13 protein-coding genes and 1 pseudogene are annotated in these 16,037 nt (G+C 72.4%); 7 read left to right on the top strand and 7 right to left on the bottom strand.

Going from position 1 to position 16,037, the window contains the following annotated elements:
* Positions 1-271: 271 nt before the first annotated feature.
* Both RV983_RS05960 and RV983_RS05955 read right to left on the bottom strand, forming a co-directional pair.
* Positions 272-2,101 (bottom strand): AMP-dependent synthetase/ligase, encoded by a 1,830-nt coding sequence (locus RV983_RS05960; RefSeq protein WP_475984718.1) that lies wholly within the window; start codon positions 2,099-2,101, stop codon positions 272-274.
* Positions 2,102-2,289: 188 nt separating this feature from the next.
* On the bottom strand, positions 2,290-3,279 hold the full coding sequence (locus tag RV983_RS05955; RefSeq protein WP_475984717.1) for an alpha/beta fold hydrolase: 990 nt from the start codon (positions 3,277-3,279) through the stop codon (positions 2,290-2,292).
* Between the two features lie 232 nt (positions 3,280-3,511).
* Here RV983_RS05955 and panD point away from each other — a divergent pair, with 232 nt between their 5' ends.
* Both panD and chvE read left to right on the top strand, forming a co-directional pair.
* Positions 3,512-3,934 (top strand): aspartate 1-decarboxylase, encoded by a 423-nt coding sequence (gene panD, locus RV983_RS05950; RefSeq protein ID WP_475984716.1) that lies wholly within the window; start codon positions 3,512-3,514, stop codon positions 3,932-3,934.
* A gap of 270 nt (positions 3,935-4,204) precedes the next feature.
* The gene (gene chvE / locus RV983_RS05945) at positions 4,205-5,305 is read left to right on the top strand and encodes a multiple monosaccharide ABC transporter substrate-binding protein (protein WP_475984715.1); all 1,101 of its coding nucleotides are present in this window, start codon (positions 4,205-4,207) and stop codon (positions 5,303-5,305) included.
* Between the two features lie 69 nt (positions 5,306-5,374).
* Here the strand turns inward: chvE and RV983_RS05940 are convergent, their stop codons facing one another.
* A complete protein-coding gene (locus tag RV983_RS05940) occupies positions 5,375-6,604 on the bottom strand; it encodes a hypothetical protein (protein ID WP_475984714.1) in 1,230 nt (409 codons plus the stop codon).
* Between the two features lie 423 nt (positions 6,605-7,027).
* A complete protein-coding gene (locus RV983_RS05935; RefSeq protein WP_475984713.1) occupies positions 7,028-8,266 on the bottom strand; it encodes an FUSC family protein in 1,239 nt (412 codons plus the stop codon).
* Between the two features lie 332 nt (positions 8,267-8,598).
* On the opposite strand from RV983_RS05935, the gene RV983_RS05930 reads away from it, so the two are divergent.
* Positions 8,599-9,225, top strand: a complete 627-nt coding sequence (locus RV983_RS05930) for a DedA family protein (protein ID WP_475984712.1) — start codon at positions 8,599-8,601, stop codon at positions 9,223-9,225.
* Between the two features lie 94 nt (positions 9,226-9,319).
* On the opposite strand, the gene RV983_RS05925 is transcribed toward RV983_RS05930, so the two are convergent.
* Together RV983_RS05925 and RV983_RS05920 are read right to left on the bottom strand one after the other, a co-directional pair.
* Entirely contained in the window at positions 9,320-9,769 is a 450-nt protein-coding gene (locus RV983_RS05925) for a VOC family protein (protein WP_475984711.1), read from the bottom strand.
* Between the two features lie 130 nt (positions 9,770-9,899).
* A complete protein-coding gene (locus tag RV983_RS05920; RefSeq protein ID WP_384283707.1) occupies positions 9,900-10,115 on the bottom strand; it encodes a dodecin in 216 nt (71 codons plus the stop codon).
* 123 nt (positions 10,116-10,238) lie between these two features.
* On the opposite strand from RV983_RS05920, the pseudogene polX reads away from it, so the two are divergent.
* From polX to RV983_RS05900, 4 genes and pseudogenes are all read left to right on the top strand, one after another.
* Positions 10,239-11,971 (top strand): annotated as a pseudogene (polX, locus tag RV983_RS05915) (DNA polymerase/3'-5' exonuclease PolX).
* Between the two features lie 64 nt (positions 11,972-12,035).
* Positions 12,036-12,434 carry a hypothetical protein gene (locus RV983_RS05910; RefSeq protein WP_475984710.1) on the top strand — a complete coding sequence of 133 codons (399 nt, stop codon included), beginning with the start codon at positions 12,036-12,038 and terminating at the stop codon, positions 12,432-12,434.
* Between the two features lie 101 nt (positions 12,435-12,535).
* Positions 12,536-13,318, top strand: a complete 783-nt coding sequence (locus RV983_RS05905; protein ID WP_475984709.1) for a VOC family protein — start codon at positions 12,536-12,538, stop codon at positions 13,316-13,318.
* 15 nt (positions 13,319-13,333) lie between these two features.
* Entirely contained in the window at positions 13,334-14,764 is a 1,431-nt protein-coding gene (locus tag RV983_RS05900; RefSeq protein ID WP_475984708.1) for a lipase maturation factor family protein, read from the top strand.
* 20 nt (positions 14,765-14,784) lie between these two features.
* Here the strand turns inward: RV983_RS05900 and RV983_RS05895 are convergent, their stop codons facing one another.
* Entirely contained in the window at positions 14,785-15,966 is a 1,182-nt protein-coding gene (locus RV983_RS05895) for an amidohydrolase family protein (protein WP_475984707.1), read from the bottom strand.
* Between the last annotated feature and the right edge of the window lie 71 nt (positions 15,967-16,037).

The raw sequence follows: 16,037 nt of genomic DNA, 5'->3' as shown, positions 1-16,037 counted from the left end.
CCCCCGGCCCGCCCACGCCGCCCCCTCGGGCGCCCCCGCCGCACCGCTCCGCGGGGCGGCCGCGTCCTGGGGGTCTGACTGCCGCTGCGAGACGCCCCCTCCGCCGTCCGGGCCCGGACCCCGCGGGGAGTTGGCTGTGTGGGCGGGGCATTGGGCGGGGGCCTGCCCGCCTGCGGGTCGGGGGCGACCGCGTGCCAGGGGCGCGTTGCGCAGGCAAGCGGCTCCTCACCCAACGCCGGAAGAACCCCTGCCGCTCGGGGCGATCGCGGTCCTAGGGATGCCCGGCCAGGCCCCCGCTGCCGCGCTGGGAGGAGTAGATCGACTCGATCTGCGCCGCGTACTCGCGCACGATCGCGTCCCGGCGCAGCTTCAACGACGGCGTCAGCAGTCCGTTGGCCACCGAGAACTCGTGCGGCAGCACGCGGAACGCGCGGATGGACTCGGCGCGCGAGACGACGGCGTTGGCGATCGACACCGCGCGCTGGAGTTCGGCCCGCAGGTCGCGCTCGGCCATACCCGCCCCGAACTGCATGGTGTCCGGGTCGAGCGTGATCAGCGCGGCGATGAACGGGCGGTTGTCGCCGACGACGACGCACTGCGAGACGAACGGGTGCGCCCGCAGGCGCTCCTCCAGCACCAGCGGGGCGACGCTCTTGCCGCTGCTGGTGATGATGATGTCCTTCTTGCGTCCGGTGATCGTGAGATAGCCGTCCGGGTCGAGCCGTCCCACGTCGCCGGTGGCCATCCAGCCGCCGAGCCGCCAGACGGCCTGGTTCGCCGCGGGGTTGGCGTGGTATCCGGCGAAGACGGTGCTCCCGCGCACCAGCACCTCGCCGTCCGGGGCGATGCGCACGGCGCAGCCCGGCAGAGCGCGGCCCACCGTGCCGAAGCGCACGTGGCCCCGCGGCTGGGCGGTGACGGCCGCCGTCGTCTCGGTCAGCCCGTAGCCGTCGTAGATCGTCAGCCCCGCGCCGGCGAACAGCAGCGCCAGTTCACGGCTGAGCGGGGAGCCGCCGGAGACGGTGTAGTTCACACGGCCGCCCAGGATGTCGCGGATACGGCCGTAGACCATGCGCTCGAAGGCCGAGTGCGCCGCTCGCAACAGCGGACCGGGGCCCGGCCCGCCTCCCACCGCGTGCCGCTCCGCGGCCTCGGCCCAGCGCACGGCGACGTCGGCGGCCCGGTCGAACAGCTGGGCCTTGCCGGCCCGTGCGGCGGCTTGGCGCGCCCCCTGGAGGATCTTCTCGTAGACGTACGGGACGGCCAGGACGATCGTCGGCCGGAAGGTCGCGAACGCCGGCAGCAACGCCCCGGGGGACAGCTCCGGCTGATGTCCCAGCAGCACACCGCCGCGAAGGGCGCAGACCGAGACCATCAGGCCGTAGACGTGCGACATGGGCAGGAACGCCAGGACCGACGGCCGCTGCCCGGCCGGCGCGAACAGGGCGCCGTAGCCGGCCAGCAGGGTGTCGCACTCGGCGGCCAGGTTGGCGTGCGTGATCAGGCAGCCCTTGGGCGGCCCGGTGGTGCCCGAGGTGTACGCCACGACCGCGACCGACTGCGGCTCCACCTCCCAGCGCCGCTGCTCCACCAGTACCGCCGGTACCGCCTGGCCGTGCGCACCGAGCCACCGCACACAGTCCGCGTCGAGCTGCCAGATACGGCGCAGCGCGGGCAGCGTGTCGATGACGGCGCCCACCGTCATGGCGTGGTCCTCGTGCTCCACCACGATCGCCACGGCACCGGAGTCGGCGAGGATCCAGCGGACCTGCTCGGCCGAGGAGGTCGGGTAGACCGGCACGATCCGTGCGCCCACCGACCAGAGGGCGTAGGCGAACAGCGTCCACTCGTACCGGGTCCTGGCCATCAACGCGACCGGGTCGCCGAAGCCGATCCCCTCGGCGACGAGCCCCTTCGCGAGTTCGACCACCTCGTCACGGAAGCCGACCGCCGAGACCTCGCGCCAGACCGCGCCGCCCGGTTCGTCGCGCCGGGCGAGGGCGGGCGTGCCGGGCCGCTTCCAGGCCGCCTCGTACACCGATTCCGCGAGTCCCCCCGACCGCAGCGGCTCCGCCAGGGGCGGAAGGCCGAATTCGCGCAAGGTCCCCCCTTCCCCGAGCCAGTGCCACGCCGCACCCGGATCCGGCGTTGACGGAAGATATCCGGCCAATGGGCCACCTGCCTAGAGGTGGGGCGGAAGCGGTGGTCCCGGTGCGAAGGGGAACCTCCGGTACGCCGGGGCGTGGCGTCCGCGGCCGGGGGCCCGGACGCCACCCCCCCGACGCCGTCTCAGGCGGGGAGCCCGGCCAGCCAGTCGGCCAGGATCGCGTTGACCTCGTCCGGCCGCTCCTGCTGGACCCAGTGGCCGCAGTCGTCGAGAAGCCGGTAGGACACCAGGCCCGGCAGGGTGTCGGGGAAGGCGCCGATGACGTCGGCCATCCACGCGACGGAGGCGTCCAGGGCACCGGCGACGAACAGCGACGGCTGGAGGAGGGGAGCGCCGTCGAAGGCGGCAAGGTCCTCCCAGTCGCGGTCCATGTTCCGGTAGCGGTTCAGCGCTCCGGTCATCCCGGTCCGCTCGAACTCCCCGGCGCAGACCTCGAGCCCGTCCTCACCGAGCCACGCGGGAAGCGGGCCGGTGGGGAAGCGGTCACGGAGCTTCCCGCCCCTGCCGGCGAAGTACGGGCTCGCGGCGCCCGGCGGCGGCATCGTGCCGGCGGACAGGGCCGCGTAGAACCCCGCCAGCCAGCCCCGCACATCGGGCTCGATCTCGGCCTCGGCGCGGCCGGGTTCCTGGAAGTACGAGACGTAGAACTCGTCCTCCGCGAAGTCCCCGCCCATCCGCGCGAAGACCTCACCGGGACGCGGTCCGCCGCGCGGCGCGTAGGGGACGCCGAGCATCCCCACCGCGCGGAAGACGTCCGGTTCGGCCAGGGCGGAGTTGGCGGCGATCGCCGAACCCCAGTCGTGGCCGACCACCACGGCCGTCTCCTCGCCCAAAGCGCGTACCACCGCGACGTTGTCGGCCACCAGGTCGAGCATCCGGTAGGCCTCCACGGCGTCCGGCCGGGAGGACCGGCCGTAACCGCGGACGTCGACGGCGACCGCGCGGTACCCGGCCGCCGCGAGGGCCGGCAACTGGTGGCGCCAGGAGTACCAGCCCTCCGGGAAGCCGTGCACGAGCAGCACCAGCGGCCCCTCGCCCTGTTCCACCAAATGGATACGGCCCGCCGGTGACGGGACCAGGCGATGCCTTGCCCGACCGTCCTGTTGTGTCATGCATCCTCCTCGACCACTGATCCGAATCGTCCCGGCACGGTGCCCTCCCGCCGTTCCGTACCCATGGCCGATCATGCGTGGAGTCCCTTGCGGCAGGCGAGTCTTCTTGCCGTTCCGGCAAGCCGGCGAGAGACGGGGGTGGCCGCTGCCCGGGGCATGCCCCGGCGTATGATGGGGGGTCGCCCTTGACCGGCAATAACGCAGGCAGGGAGCCGAGTCCGGGAGTATCGCGATGCTGCGCACCATGTTCAAGTCCAAGATCCACCGTGCCACGGTGACCGAGGCCGACCTCCACTATGTCGGATCCGTCACCATTGACGCCGAGTTGATGGAGGCCGCCGACCTCCTCCCCGGTGAGCTGGTGCACATCGTCGATGTCACTAACGGTGCACGGCTGGAAACCTACGTCATCGAGGGCCGGCGCGGTTCCGGGGTCATCGGCATCAACGGCGCCGCGGCCCATCTGGTGCACCCCGGCGACCTCGTGATCCTCATCAGTTATGCGCAGGTGGACGACGCTCAGGCCCGTGACCTGCGGCCGAAGGTCGTTCATGTCGACGCCGACAACCGCGTCGTGGCTTTTGGCGACGACCTCGCGGAGCCCGTTCCGGGAAGTGACACCATCGCGAGCCCACAGGTGGCGTATGGGGCCTGAGGGGGTCGTGTGAAGGCTGTGCTATTGTCCGCTCAACTTCGAGGTATCCGTCTCGGTACAGCCCGTGACCACGGGTGGTACACCGGTGGGGGACGCGGCCGGGGGCCGTACCCGCACAGCACGCCTCGGGCCTGACGTACCAGCAGCTTTTCCGTGTCCCGGCGAATCGGCTGGGCGGACACGGAATTCTCGTGCCCGGGCCCGGACACCGTCATCCGCGCGAGCGGGTGGCGGAGCACCGTTTTGTTCGGCCCGAAAGGAACTGAGTCCATGCACGCTGGCAGAGCTGCCAGACTGCGCACCGCGATATTCGTGGTCCTCACTCTCACCGCGTCGACCGCCGCCACCGGCTGCGGCGGCCAGTCCGGGAGCGACGGTGGCGCTGTCAAGGTGGGCATCGCCCTTCCCACCACGAAGCAGACGCGGTGGATCGAAGACGGCAAGAATATGGAAAAGAAGTTCAAGGCGAAGGGGTACGAGACCGACCTCCAATTCGCCGAGGACGACGTCGACCGGCAGGTCGACCAGATCCAGAAGATGGTCGACGAAGGTGACAAGGTCCTGATCATCGGCGCGGTCGACGGCTTCGAGCTGGGCGAGGTGCTCCAGAAGGCCCACCGTGCCGGCGTCAAGGTCATCGCGTACGACCGGCTGCTGCTCGGCACCAGCTATGTCGACTACTACGCCAGCTTCGACAACAAAAAGGTCGGTGAGCTCCAGGCCGAGTACATCGTCCAGAAGCTCGGCCTCGAGGCGAACCCGGACCGCACATACAACCTCGAGCTGTTCGCCGGCGACACCGACGACAACAACGCGCGCTACTTCTTTGACGGCGCGTGGGGCGTTCTCAAGGAATACATCAACAGCGGCCAGCTGGAGATCAAGAGCAAGCAGACCAGGATCAGCCAGGTCTCCACGCTCAAGTGGGACGCCGATATCGCCACCGAAACGATGACGACCCGGCTGCACAAATACTACGGCTCGGGCACCGTCGACGCCGTCCTCGCCCCCAACGACGGCATCGCGCGCGGTGTCATCACCGCTCTGAAGGATGACAAGTACGGGACGGACGCCAAGCCGATGCCGGTCATCACGGGCCAGGACGCCGAGGTGGACTCCGTCAAGGAGATCATCAGTGGCGAGCAGTCGATGACCGTGTACAAGGACACGCGAGAGCTCGCGGCCCGTGCCGTCTTGATGGCCGGCGCGGTCCTCTCCGGCACGAAGCCGGAGATCAACAACCACAAGGACTACGACAACGGCAACAAGTTTGTGCCCGCGTACCTGCTCCCCCCGGTCAGCGTCGACAAGACCAACTACAAGAAGGTGCTCGTCGACAGCGGCTACATCGAGACCTCCGACTTGAAGTGACCCACGACGCGGGGCCGGGCGGAACACAATGTTCCGCCCGGCCCTCGTTGTTTCTGTCGTGGGCGAGTGTCAGAAGATCACGTTGAGCAGACCGAAGTTCGAGAAGCCGCGGCCGTAGCCGAAGCCGCCGCCGAAGCCGCCGCCGTGGCCGCCGAACTTGTGGCCCTTGCCGCCGCCGTGGCCGCCGTGGCCGCCGTGGCCGCCGTGGCCGCCCTCGCCGAAGCCGCCGCCGCCGAAGCCGCGGCCGCCCTCGCCGAAGCCGCCGAAGCCGAAGCCACGGCCGAGGCCCAGACCGCCGAAGCCGAAGCCGAGGCCACGGCCGAGGCCCAGACCGCCGAAGCCGAAGCCGCGGCCCAGGCCGCCGCCACCGAAGCCGAACCCGCGGCCGAAGCCGTTGCCAAAGCCATAGTCGTCAATGCGGATCACGCTGTACCCGAAGCCGTTGTTCCTGCCGTGCCCACCACCCTTGCCGCCGCCGAAGCCGCCGCGACCGCCGAAGCCGCCGCCGAAGTTGCCGCTGCCGATGTTGCCGCGGCCGAAGTTGCCGCTGCCGATGTTGCCGCGGCCGAAGTTGCCGCTGCCGATGTTGCCGCCGCCGAAGCCGCCCTCGCCGCCGCCGAAGCCGCCGCCGCCGAAGCCGCCCTCGCCGCCGCCGAAGCCGCCGCCGCCGTTGCCGCCGCCGTTGCCGCCGCCGAAGCCGCCGCCGCCGTTGCCGCCGCCGAAGCCGCCGCCGCCGTTGCCGCCGCCGAAGCCGCCGCTGTTCGCGCCGCCGAAGCCCTCGCCGCCGCCGTTGCCGCCGCCGCCGAAGCCGCCGTCGTCGCCGCCGCCGAGGTCGCCGCCGTCACGGGCGCCGTTGTCGTCGCCGCCGTTGTCGGCGAAGTTGTCGTCGCCGCCGTTGTCCACCGCGTTGTCGGCGGGGTCGGCTGCCGGGTCGGCTGCCGGATCGGCGGCCGCGTTGTCGGCGGGGTCGAGGTTGGCGCCGTTGTCGGCCGCGTTGTCGGCGGGGTCGAGGTTGGCGCCGTTGTCGGCCGCGTTGTCGGCCGGGTCGGCGTTACCGCCGTTGTCGGCCGCGTTGTCGGCGGGGTCGACGTTCCCGCCGTTGTCAGCTGCGTTGTTGACGGCGTTGTCGGTCCCGCCGTTGTTGTCATCCTCGTCGAGCAGCCGCGTCTGGCTGCTGCTGTCGCGGAGCACCGTGTGGCCGGCGGCGGCGGCCGAGCCGGCGCTCGCGGCGATCAGGCCGGTGGCCAGGAGTCCGGTGGCGACACCGAGAGCGGTGCGGCGCGTCAGACTGGTTCGCATGAGGGTCCTCTCCTCGGACGCGTGGTCGGCGGCGATCGCCGCCTCTGCGATCAGTCGTACGTCCCCCCGCCGGAGCCCGCCCGTTGAGCGGAGCGTCCGGGCGACAACGTGGCCATGGAAGTGACGCACTGCCACGAAACGATCGGGGCCGTCCTGACTCGGCAACAGGCCGGCCGGGCCGTGGGCCCGCCCTGCCGGACGACCGCCTCGCGGATGGCCCTCCCGGTCCCCGCGAGGTACGGCGCCGGCATTGTTTCCACCGCGCGCCGCACGTCCCAACTGCTGCACGCACAGCCCGAGCCGGGCTTCCGTGACCGGCTGCGGGCCTGGGCGCCCACGAGGGCGACCGCCCCGCGCCGCGCGGGTCGCCCGGGGGTGCCTCCGACTCCCCCGTCCAGCCGTATGAGGGGTCGTCCGACGCGGTCAGCCCCGGCCCTTCGCGCCGCGCCGCAGGCGTCCGCCGATGGCGCGGGCCCGCCGGTGGACCCGGGCGGACATCCCCTGCGAGGAGGGGGCGGCGGCCACCAACTGCTCGGACAGCCACCGGGAGCGCTGCTCGAGGTCCAGCTCGTTCAGCAGCCGGTCGATATTGGCCAGCAGCGCCCCGTACAGGTCCCAGTTCTCCCAGCGCCGTTCGGTCTCCGCCCGCAGCAGCGCCGCGATCCGGTCGCGCTCCTCCCGGCCGCGCCGCAGGGCGTCCGCCAGCCGCGCCTCCGCCTGCTCGGCGCCGGCGGTCACCTGGGCCGCGATCAGCCGGCCGTAGCTGTCCACGGCGTCGGCCATGTCGGCGAAGAGCTCGTCCATCCCGTCCGCGAGCTCCTGGGGGAACAGCGGCTCCAGCGGTCCGCGCTCGCGCTCCATCTCGGTCAGCGACCGGCACAGCGTGCGCATCAGGACCGTCGAGACCTCCAGGGTGTCCAGGCCGCTGCGCAGGATCAGCCGGGCCATCGCGCCCTCGGCGGGTCTGACCCGCGGATTGAGCCGGGTGCCCTCCTCCGCCCGGCGCAGCGAGGCGTCGAAGCGGGCGATCTCGTTGTCCAGCCGCCGGGCCTCCATCAGCCATGTACGGGCCCGTTCGGCGGTCGCGCCGGCGCGCAGTTCGCCACCCATACGGACCATCAGCAGCCGCATGTGCTCGGCCAGCTCGCGCACCGCCTCACCGGCCGGCTCGACGAACGCCGGCGGAGGCACGACCACGTTCAGCAGCACGCCCACGGCCGCGCCGACCAGCGTCTCCATGACCCGGTCGACGGCCTCCCCGGACGGCGCGGGCACCGCCAGGATCAGCATCGCGCTGATCGCCACCTCGGCGACGAACTCGTCCACCCGGATGAAGTGCCCGGTCACCAGCGAGGCCAGGATGATCAGCCCGAGGCTCCACCACGTGAGCCCGATCAGCTCACTGAAGCCCACCGCGATGAGCACGCCCGCCACCACGCTCAGCACCCGGCGGATGCCCGTCGTCACTGTCGTGAAGAGGGTGACCTGGACGACCAGCAACGCCGTCAGCGGGGCCGTCAGCGGCGCCGGGTTGGGCAGCAGCCAGACGGCCACGGCGTACGACAGGACCGCGGCCACCGTCGAGCGCGCCGTCTGCACGGCGATCGGGTCGCTGTTGAGCCGCACGAGGTCGGCGAGGCGTGGGGGGAGGCCACCGGACACACAGCCACTATCCCCGGCCGCGCGGCCGGGGGAGCGGACCGCGGACGGTGCGCCAAGGCGTGTTGCGGGCACCGCCCTGCGGTGCCGCGTCCTAGCCCGCCGGTGTGAATCCCGCCCTCGACACGCCCCCGTAGCCGGCCCCGGGCCCTGGCACAGCGCTTCATGGTGCGGCGCGGAAGTTGTCCGGTCCTGGCGAGCGAGGTGTCCATGGCGCGAGTGGTACTCCCCGTGCGCGGGAGCGCAATCCCCGCCGCGGTGCGGGAGTTGTGTGCCGCGGGAGACCGGTGCGGGACCGGGGCGGCCCCTCGTGCCGCCGTGCGGTGAGGGTGGGTGTGCCGCCTCCGCTGCCCGGGCCGCTGGCCGGGCTGGCGCCGCTGCTGGACGACTACGGCTACCTGGCGGTCGGCGTGCTCGTACTCCTCGACAACTGCGGCATCCCTGTGCCGGGCCAGACGGTCCTGGTCGTCGCCGCCGCCTACGCCGGCACCGGGCGAATGGACCTCGCGGGTGTCGTCGCGGTCGCCACGACCGCGGCCGTGCTGGGCAACTGCCTGGGCTACCTCATCGGGCGCAGCGGCGGGCGGGCCTTCGTGCACCGCTGGGGCCGCTACGTGCTGCTGACTCCGGCACGCTTCGCCCGCGGGGAGGCGTTCTTCGCGCGCCGCGCCGACCTGGTGATCGTCTTCGCGCGCTTCGTGGACGTCCTGCGGCAGACGAACGGCATCATCGCCGGCACCGCGGGCATGCCCTGGTGGCGGTTCTTCGCCTGCACGACGCTGGGGGCCCTGTTGTGGGTCGGGGCCTGGGCGGCCGTCGGCTACGCGGCGGGCACCCGGCTCGGGTCGGTCTACTCCTGGGTCACCCGCTCGCAGGTGTACCTGCTGATCGCCCTCGGCGTGCTGCTCGCGGCGTTCGTGGCCCGCCACCTCTGGCGCCGCCGTCGCGACGGCGCCCGGTGAACCCCTTTCTTCCCGACGTGAGTCGCGCCCGCGCCACCCCGCTCCGCGGGCGCGCCCCAGCGCCCCAGCGCCCCAGCTCTCCCGCCCCGCGGGCTCAGACGACGCAGAACTCGTTGCCCTCGGGGTCCCGCATCACCACCCCGTAGTGGTCGATCCCCGCCGTGGAGAGCACCCGCAGCCGGGAGGCGCCCGCCGCGAGCAGCCGATCCACCTCGGCGTCGACGCGTTCCCTGCGGGTCGGCAGCGGTACGTCCTCCCGCCGGCCGCCCACCTGCACGTCCAGATGCAGACGGTTCTTGGCGGACTTGCCCTCGGGCACCTGCTGGAACCAGATGCGCGGGCCCGCCCCCTCCGGGTCCACGATGGAGTCGCAGCAGTCGGAGTCGCCCAGTTCCTCCTCGGGAACGCCGATGCTCAGCCAGTACTCCCGCCAGGTGGGGAAGCCGCCGGGGGCCTCCTCCGGCCGGTACCGCAGGGCCGCGGCCCAGAAGCGCACCTGCGCCGTCGGGTCCGCGCAGTCGATCGTCAGCTGGAACGCGACCATGGTCCAGTCCCTCCCGGGGATACGGCCGGCCCGAGGTGATGCCGGTACCCGCCATGCTTCCCCATGGGACTGACAACGGCCGCGGGCGGCCGCCGGCGCCGTCGCGTCAGTCGTCGTGGCCGCCGTCGGATCAGCCGGCGGACTCCAGGCGGAAACCGACCTTCAGCCCGACCTGGAAGTGCCCGACCTGACCGTTCTCGAAGTGGCCGCGGACCTGGGTCACCTCGAACCAGTCGAGATTGCGCAGGGTCTCCGACGCACGGGCGAGCCCATTGCGGATGGCCGCGTCGACGCTCTCGTCCGACGAGCCGACGATCTCGGTCACCCGGTAGGTGTGGTCGGTCATCTCGGTCTCCTTGGGGCCGTGGGGCGGATCGCTTCCTCCACCGTGCCTCACGGCCCGTCCCGCCGCGAGGGGAACGACCGCTCCCACCCGTTAGCCGGCGGCGCGGACGGGAAGGCGCCCCGCATGGCCAGGGCCAACGACGAGGTCGAAGCCCTGCTCCATGAGTACGCCGACCTTATCCGGATCACCGGCGGCGACGCTTTCAGGGCACGCGCCTACGAGAAGGCCGCCCGCGCCATCGGCGGCCACCACGAGGACGTCTCGAAGCTCGACGCCAAGGCGCTGCGCGATATCCCGGGCGTCGGCAGGTCCGTCGCCGAGAAGGTCACCGCATATCTGGACACCGGCGTGGTTCCGGCCGTCGAGGAGTTGCGCGCCAGGATCCCGGCGGGTGTCCGGGAGATGACCGCGATCCCGATGCTCGGTCCCCGGCGCGCGATGATGCTCTACAAGGAACTGCACATCGCCTCCGTGCGGGAACTGGCCGTCGCCATCGAGCAGGAGCGGCTGCGCGACCTGCCCGGCTTCGGCCCCCGGACCGAGGAGAACATCCTGCACGGCATCGGCCTGATGCAGTCCTCCGGCGGCCGGGTCCCCCTGAACGTGGCCACCGAGGTCGCCGACGAGGTCGTCGCGGCCCTGTCGGAGGTCACCGGCTGCCGGCGGTGCGCCTACGCGGGCTCCCTGCGCCGGATGCGCGAGACGATCGGTGACGTCGACGTCCTCGTCGCCGCGGGGCGGTCCGCTCCGTTCATGGAGGCGTTCACCCGTCTGCCGTACGCCGCGGAGACCATCGCGCGCGGGGAGAAGAAGGCGTCGATCCGCACGGCCAAGGGCCTGCAGGTGGACCTGCGGGTAGTGCCGCCGGACTCCTGGGGTGCCGCGATGCAGTACTTCACCGGGTCCAAGGCGCACAACATCCGCACCCGCGAGCTGGCCGTCCGCCACGGGCTCAAGCTCTCCGAGTACGGCCTCTTCGACGCCGGGACCGGCGAGCTGATCGTCTCCCGCACCGAGGAGGAGGTCTACGCACGGCTCGGCCTCCCTGGATACCGCCGGCCCTGCGCGAGGACCGCGGGGAGATCCAGGAGGGGCTTGCGGGCGAGCTGCCGGAGCAGGTCACCGCCCACGACATCCGCGGCGACCTGCACACCCACACCGACCTCACCGACGGTCTTGCCGGCCTGGAGGAAATGGTCGAGGCCGCCGCGGGCCGCGGCTACGCCTACTACGCCGTCACCGACCACGCGCCCGACCTGTCCATGCAGCGGATGACGGACGAGAAGATCCTCGCCCAGCGCGAGCGCGTCCGGGCCCTGGACAGGGCCCACCGCGGCATGCGCGTCCTGCACGGCACCGAACTCAACATCGGCCCGGACGGCGGCCTGGACTGGCCCGACGACTTCCTGGCGGGCTTCGACCTGTGCGTCGCCTCGATCCACTCGCATTTCCGGCAGAGCCGCGCCGCTCTCACCCGTCGGCTGGTGCGGGCCGCGGAGAACCCCCACGTCAACATCATCGGCCACCCCACCACCCGGATGCTCGGCAGGCGCCCCGCCATCGACGCGGACTTCGACGAGGTCTTCGCCGCCTGCGCGCGTACCGGCACCGCGCTGGAGGTCAACGCCCAGCCCGACCGGCTGGACCTCGGTGACGAGCTCATCCTGCGCGCCCGCCGGCACGGCGTGCGGTTCGCCGTGGACAGCGACGCCCACTCCACGCTCCACCTGGACTTCATGCGCTACGGCGTCGGCACCGCCCAGCGCGGCCGGCTCACCAAGGACGACGTGATCAACACCTGGCCCCTCACCCGCCTGCGCCGTTTCCTGCGCAAGGACGGCGGTACGCATCCGTGACCCCGCTCGGGGTAGGCGAGGGGCAACGGACGAGAACCACGGCCAGGACATCGAGGAGAGCACGATGCTGCTGCTGGGACTTCTGCTCATGGGCGCGACAGCCGCCTTCACCGGGCTCCTGATCTCGGACAACCTCTCCGGAGGGCCCGACTACACGGTGACGATGTTCGGAACCGACATCGCCACCCTCAACACCCTCGGCGTCTTCCTCGCCGGCATCGCCCTCGGCCTGGTGTTCTGCCTGGCCGCGGGGATGGCGATGGCGGGCGCCGGACGCTCGCGCAGCCGCCATGCGGAACTGCGCGCCCTGCGCCGTCGCGCACGGGCGCACGAGGCCGCCGCCGCGACCCCGGACGGCACCACGGACGCCGGGACCGCCGACGCCGGCACCACCACAACCACCGGGAAGACCACCGCCACGGTCCCCTCGCGCCGCAGTCGCATGCACCTGTTCGGGCACTGAGCCGCCCGCGTGGTCCCCTGCGTACGGCGGACCCGTCGAAGATGCCCACCTGACCCGCTGCCCCCATCCTTGGAACGGGCGAGGATCAAGGAGGCCAGGACGTGTCCACCACGAAGATCTGCTGCGTGGCCGGCGCACCCTGCTGGGTCAGTCTGATGGCGCGCGACCTGGACGTGGCGAAGGCGTTCTACGGACCGCTGCTCGGGTGGACCTTCGAACCGGGTCCGTCGCGCTGGGGACGGTACGAACGGGCCATGATCGACGGCACCGAGGTCGCGGGCATCGGTGCCATAGCCCGCGACTGGGAGACCTCCGTCGCATGGACGACCTACTTCGGCGTGGAGAGCGCGGACGCGACCGCCTCCGACATCCGCGAGCGGGGCGGCACGGTCGCCGTCGGCCCGCTGGACTTCGACGCCGGGCGCCTGGCGCTCGTCGCCGACTCCATGGGTGCGGCCTTCGGTATCTGGGAAGGCGAACAGGGCCCGCCGCGCAAGCTGCGGATGCACGGGGCGCCCACCTGGATCGAGCTGCGCACCCGGGATTCCTTCGCGGCCGCCCTCTTTTACGGGGAGGTCTTCCACTGGGACCGGCGCGGTCCCCGCTACGTCGTGGAGTGGGAGAACGACCGCGTGGTGCTGTACGTGGACGGACACAGCGTGGCGGGCATCCGCGGCGGCGGGGTGGAGGCCGCGGCCGACCCGAAGGTGCGGCCGCGATGGCATGTCTTCTTCGCCGTCGACGACGTCGACGCGGCCGTCATGCATGCCAAGGAGCTGGGCGCCGAGATCACCGGCGAGCCCATCGACAGCGCCTACGGGCGCGTCGCCGGCATCCGCGATCCCGAGGGCGGGCTGCTGTCGCTGATCAGCGATCACCCCTGACCGGCCGGGAGCGCCATGGAGTGGTTCACGGCTCCCGAGTACTGGCTGAGCCGCGTCGTCATCCAGCGCGGCTTGGCCGTGCTGTACTTCGTCGCCTTCGCGGGCGCCGCGCACCAGTTCCGCGCCCTCATCGGCGAGCGCGGGCTGCTGCCCGTGCCCCGGTTCACCGCCCGGGTTCCCTTCTCACGGGCGCCCAGCCTCTTCCACTGGCGCTATTCCGACCGCCTCTTCGCCTCCGTCGCCTGGGGCGGCGCCGCGCTGTCCGCCGCCGTCGCCGCCGGGGCGGGCGACCTCGTGCCGCTCTGGGCGGCGATGCTGCTGTGGACCGTGCTGTGGCTGCTCTACCTGTCCATCGTCAACGTCGGCCAGACCTGGTACGCGTTCGGCTGGGAGTCCCTGCTGCTGGAGGCGGGCTTCCTCGCGGTCTTCCTCGGCAACGACGACACCGGGCCCCCCGTGCTGGTCCTGTGGCTGATGCGCTGGCTGCTCTTCCGCGTCGAGTTCGGCGCGGGTCTGATCAAGATGCGCGGCGACGCGTGCTGGCGCGACCTGACCTGCCTGGACTACCACCACGAGACACAGCCCATGCCCGGCCCGCTCAGCTGGTTCTTCCACCGGCTGCCCCGGCCGGTCCACCGCGTGGAGACGGCGGCCAACCACTTCGCGCAACTTGTCGTCCCGGTAGCGCTGTTCACACCGCAGCCGGTCGCGAGCGCCGCCGCCGCGATCGTCATCCTCACCCAGCTCTGGCTGGTCGTGTCCGGCAACTTCGCCTGGCTGAACTGGCTCACGATCGTGCTCGCCGTCTCCGCGTTCGACGGCTCCCTCCTCGCCGCGCCCCCGGCGCGCGCCGGCGTCCCGGCGCCCGGGTGGTACGAGGGCCTGGTGCTGGCCGCCACCGTGCTGGTCGTCCTGCTCAGCTGGTGGCCCGCCCGCAACCTGGTCTCGCGCGGCCAGATGATGAACGTCTCCTTCAACCGGCTGCACCTGGTGAACTCCTACGGTGCCTTCGGCAGCGTCAACCGCGTCCGCATGGAGGTCGTCGTCGAGGGCACCGACGCCGCGGAACTCGGACCCGGCACCGTCTGGAAGGAGTACGGCTTCAAGGGCAAACCCACCGACCTCCGCCGGATGCCCCGCCAGTTCGCCCCGTTCCACCTGCGCCTGGACTGGCTCATGTGGTTCGCGGGCATCTCCTCCTCCTACGCCTGGCCCTGGTTCCTGCCGTTCGTCGGCAAGCTCCTCGACAACGACCCCGTCACCCTGCGGCTGCTGCGCAGCAACCCGTTCCCGCACACGCCGCCCACGCACGTGCGGGCCCGCCTCTACCACTACCGCTTCACCGACTGGCACACCCTGCGCACCACCGGCGCCTGGTGGGAGCGCACCCTGGTGCGCGACTACCTCCCGCCGGTCGACCGCGACAGCCTGGGCAGCCACGGTTAGGGCAGCCCCGGGGTCCGGCGTCAGCGGATCCGGACGCCCGCGCGGAAGACGGCGCGTACGTCCCGGAGCGCGGCGAGCCCGGTGAGCCCGGTGAGGGGGTCACCGCCGATCACGAGGAAGTCGGCGTCGGCGCCGGCCCGGATGCGCCCCTTGCGGCCCTCGGCCCCGCACATGGCCGCCGCCTGGCTGGTGACGGCCATGAGAACCTCCAGCGGGGACATACCGAGTGCCGTCAGTTCCAGCGCGCCGCACGGCAGCGTGTCGTGCGGCCGGGCGGACGCCGCACCCCCGTCCGACCCCACGGCGATCCGGGCGCCGAGCCGGGCCAGCGCCCGGTACGCGGCGTGGACGCCGTCGGCGTGCACCCCCGCCGCCCGGACCGGCGTCATGCCGACGAACGTCCCGCTCCCCGCGACGAGGGCCTGCAGCCTCAGTTCCTCGACCGCCCCGTGGCCGCCCAGGAACGACGCGTGCTCCAGACTGTCCACTCCCGCGGCCAGCGCGTCCGCGATCGCCACCGTGGCGTGGGCGTGCGCCGCCACCGGGAGGCCGAGGCGATGGGCCTCGTCGACCACGGTTCGCAGTTCGTCGCGCGTGTACTGCGCACGGGACGGGTCCGAGCCGGGCGTGCGGGCGTCGCCGCTGGCCATGACCGTCACCAGGGAGCAGCCCCGCGCATGACGCTCTCGCACCGCGTCGACCAGCGCGCGCGTACCCACCGCCTCGCCGCCCAGGAAATGAGCGTGCCCCCCGGGTGTGGTGATCGGCGGGCCCGCGGCGAGGATCTCGGGGCCGCGGCTCGGATCGGCGGCGGTTTCGGCGGCGAGGGCCAGGGCGAGGAAGCCGCGATCTCCCGAGTCCCTGACCGTGGTGATCCCGGCCTGCAGCGCCGTGCGGGCCGCGACGCGCATGCGCGCGAGCAGCCGCCCGTCGTCCGCCGCGACGAGCGAGCCCACGGGGTCGGGCCCCGCGTCGAACGCCAGATGGGTGCGCACGTCGACCAGGCCGGGCAGGAGGCACGCGTCGTCGCCCAGGTCGACCAGCGGCACGCCGGGCGGCGGGAGCGAGCCCGTCCGGTCCACGGCGACGATCCGGCCGCGCCGGACGTGCACGGTCACCGCGCCGGACAGCGTGAAGCCGTCGAACATCCTTCCCGCACGGAGCGCGTAGGCGTCGGCGTCGGTGAACCGGGGCAGGGTCATGTCGCCCACTGCGTACGGTGATTCATGGGGTGGGGTGCCTCGTTTGCCTCGCGCGGGTGCTGATCGTGTTC

This window comes from Streptomyces sp. RLA123, from assembly GCF_056270165.1.
The sequence above is the reverse complement of the archived record's forward strand: the minus strand, read 5'-3'. Positions and strand labels throughout refer to the sequence as shown.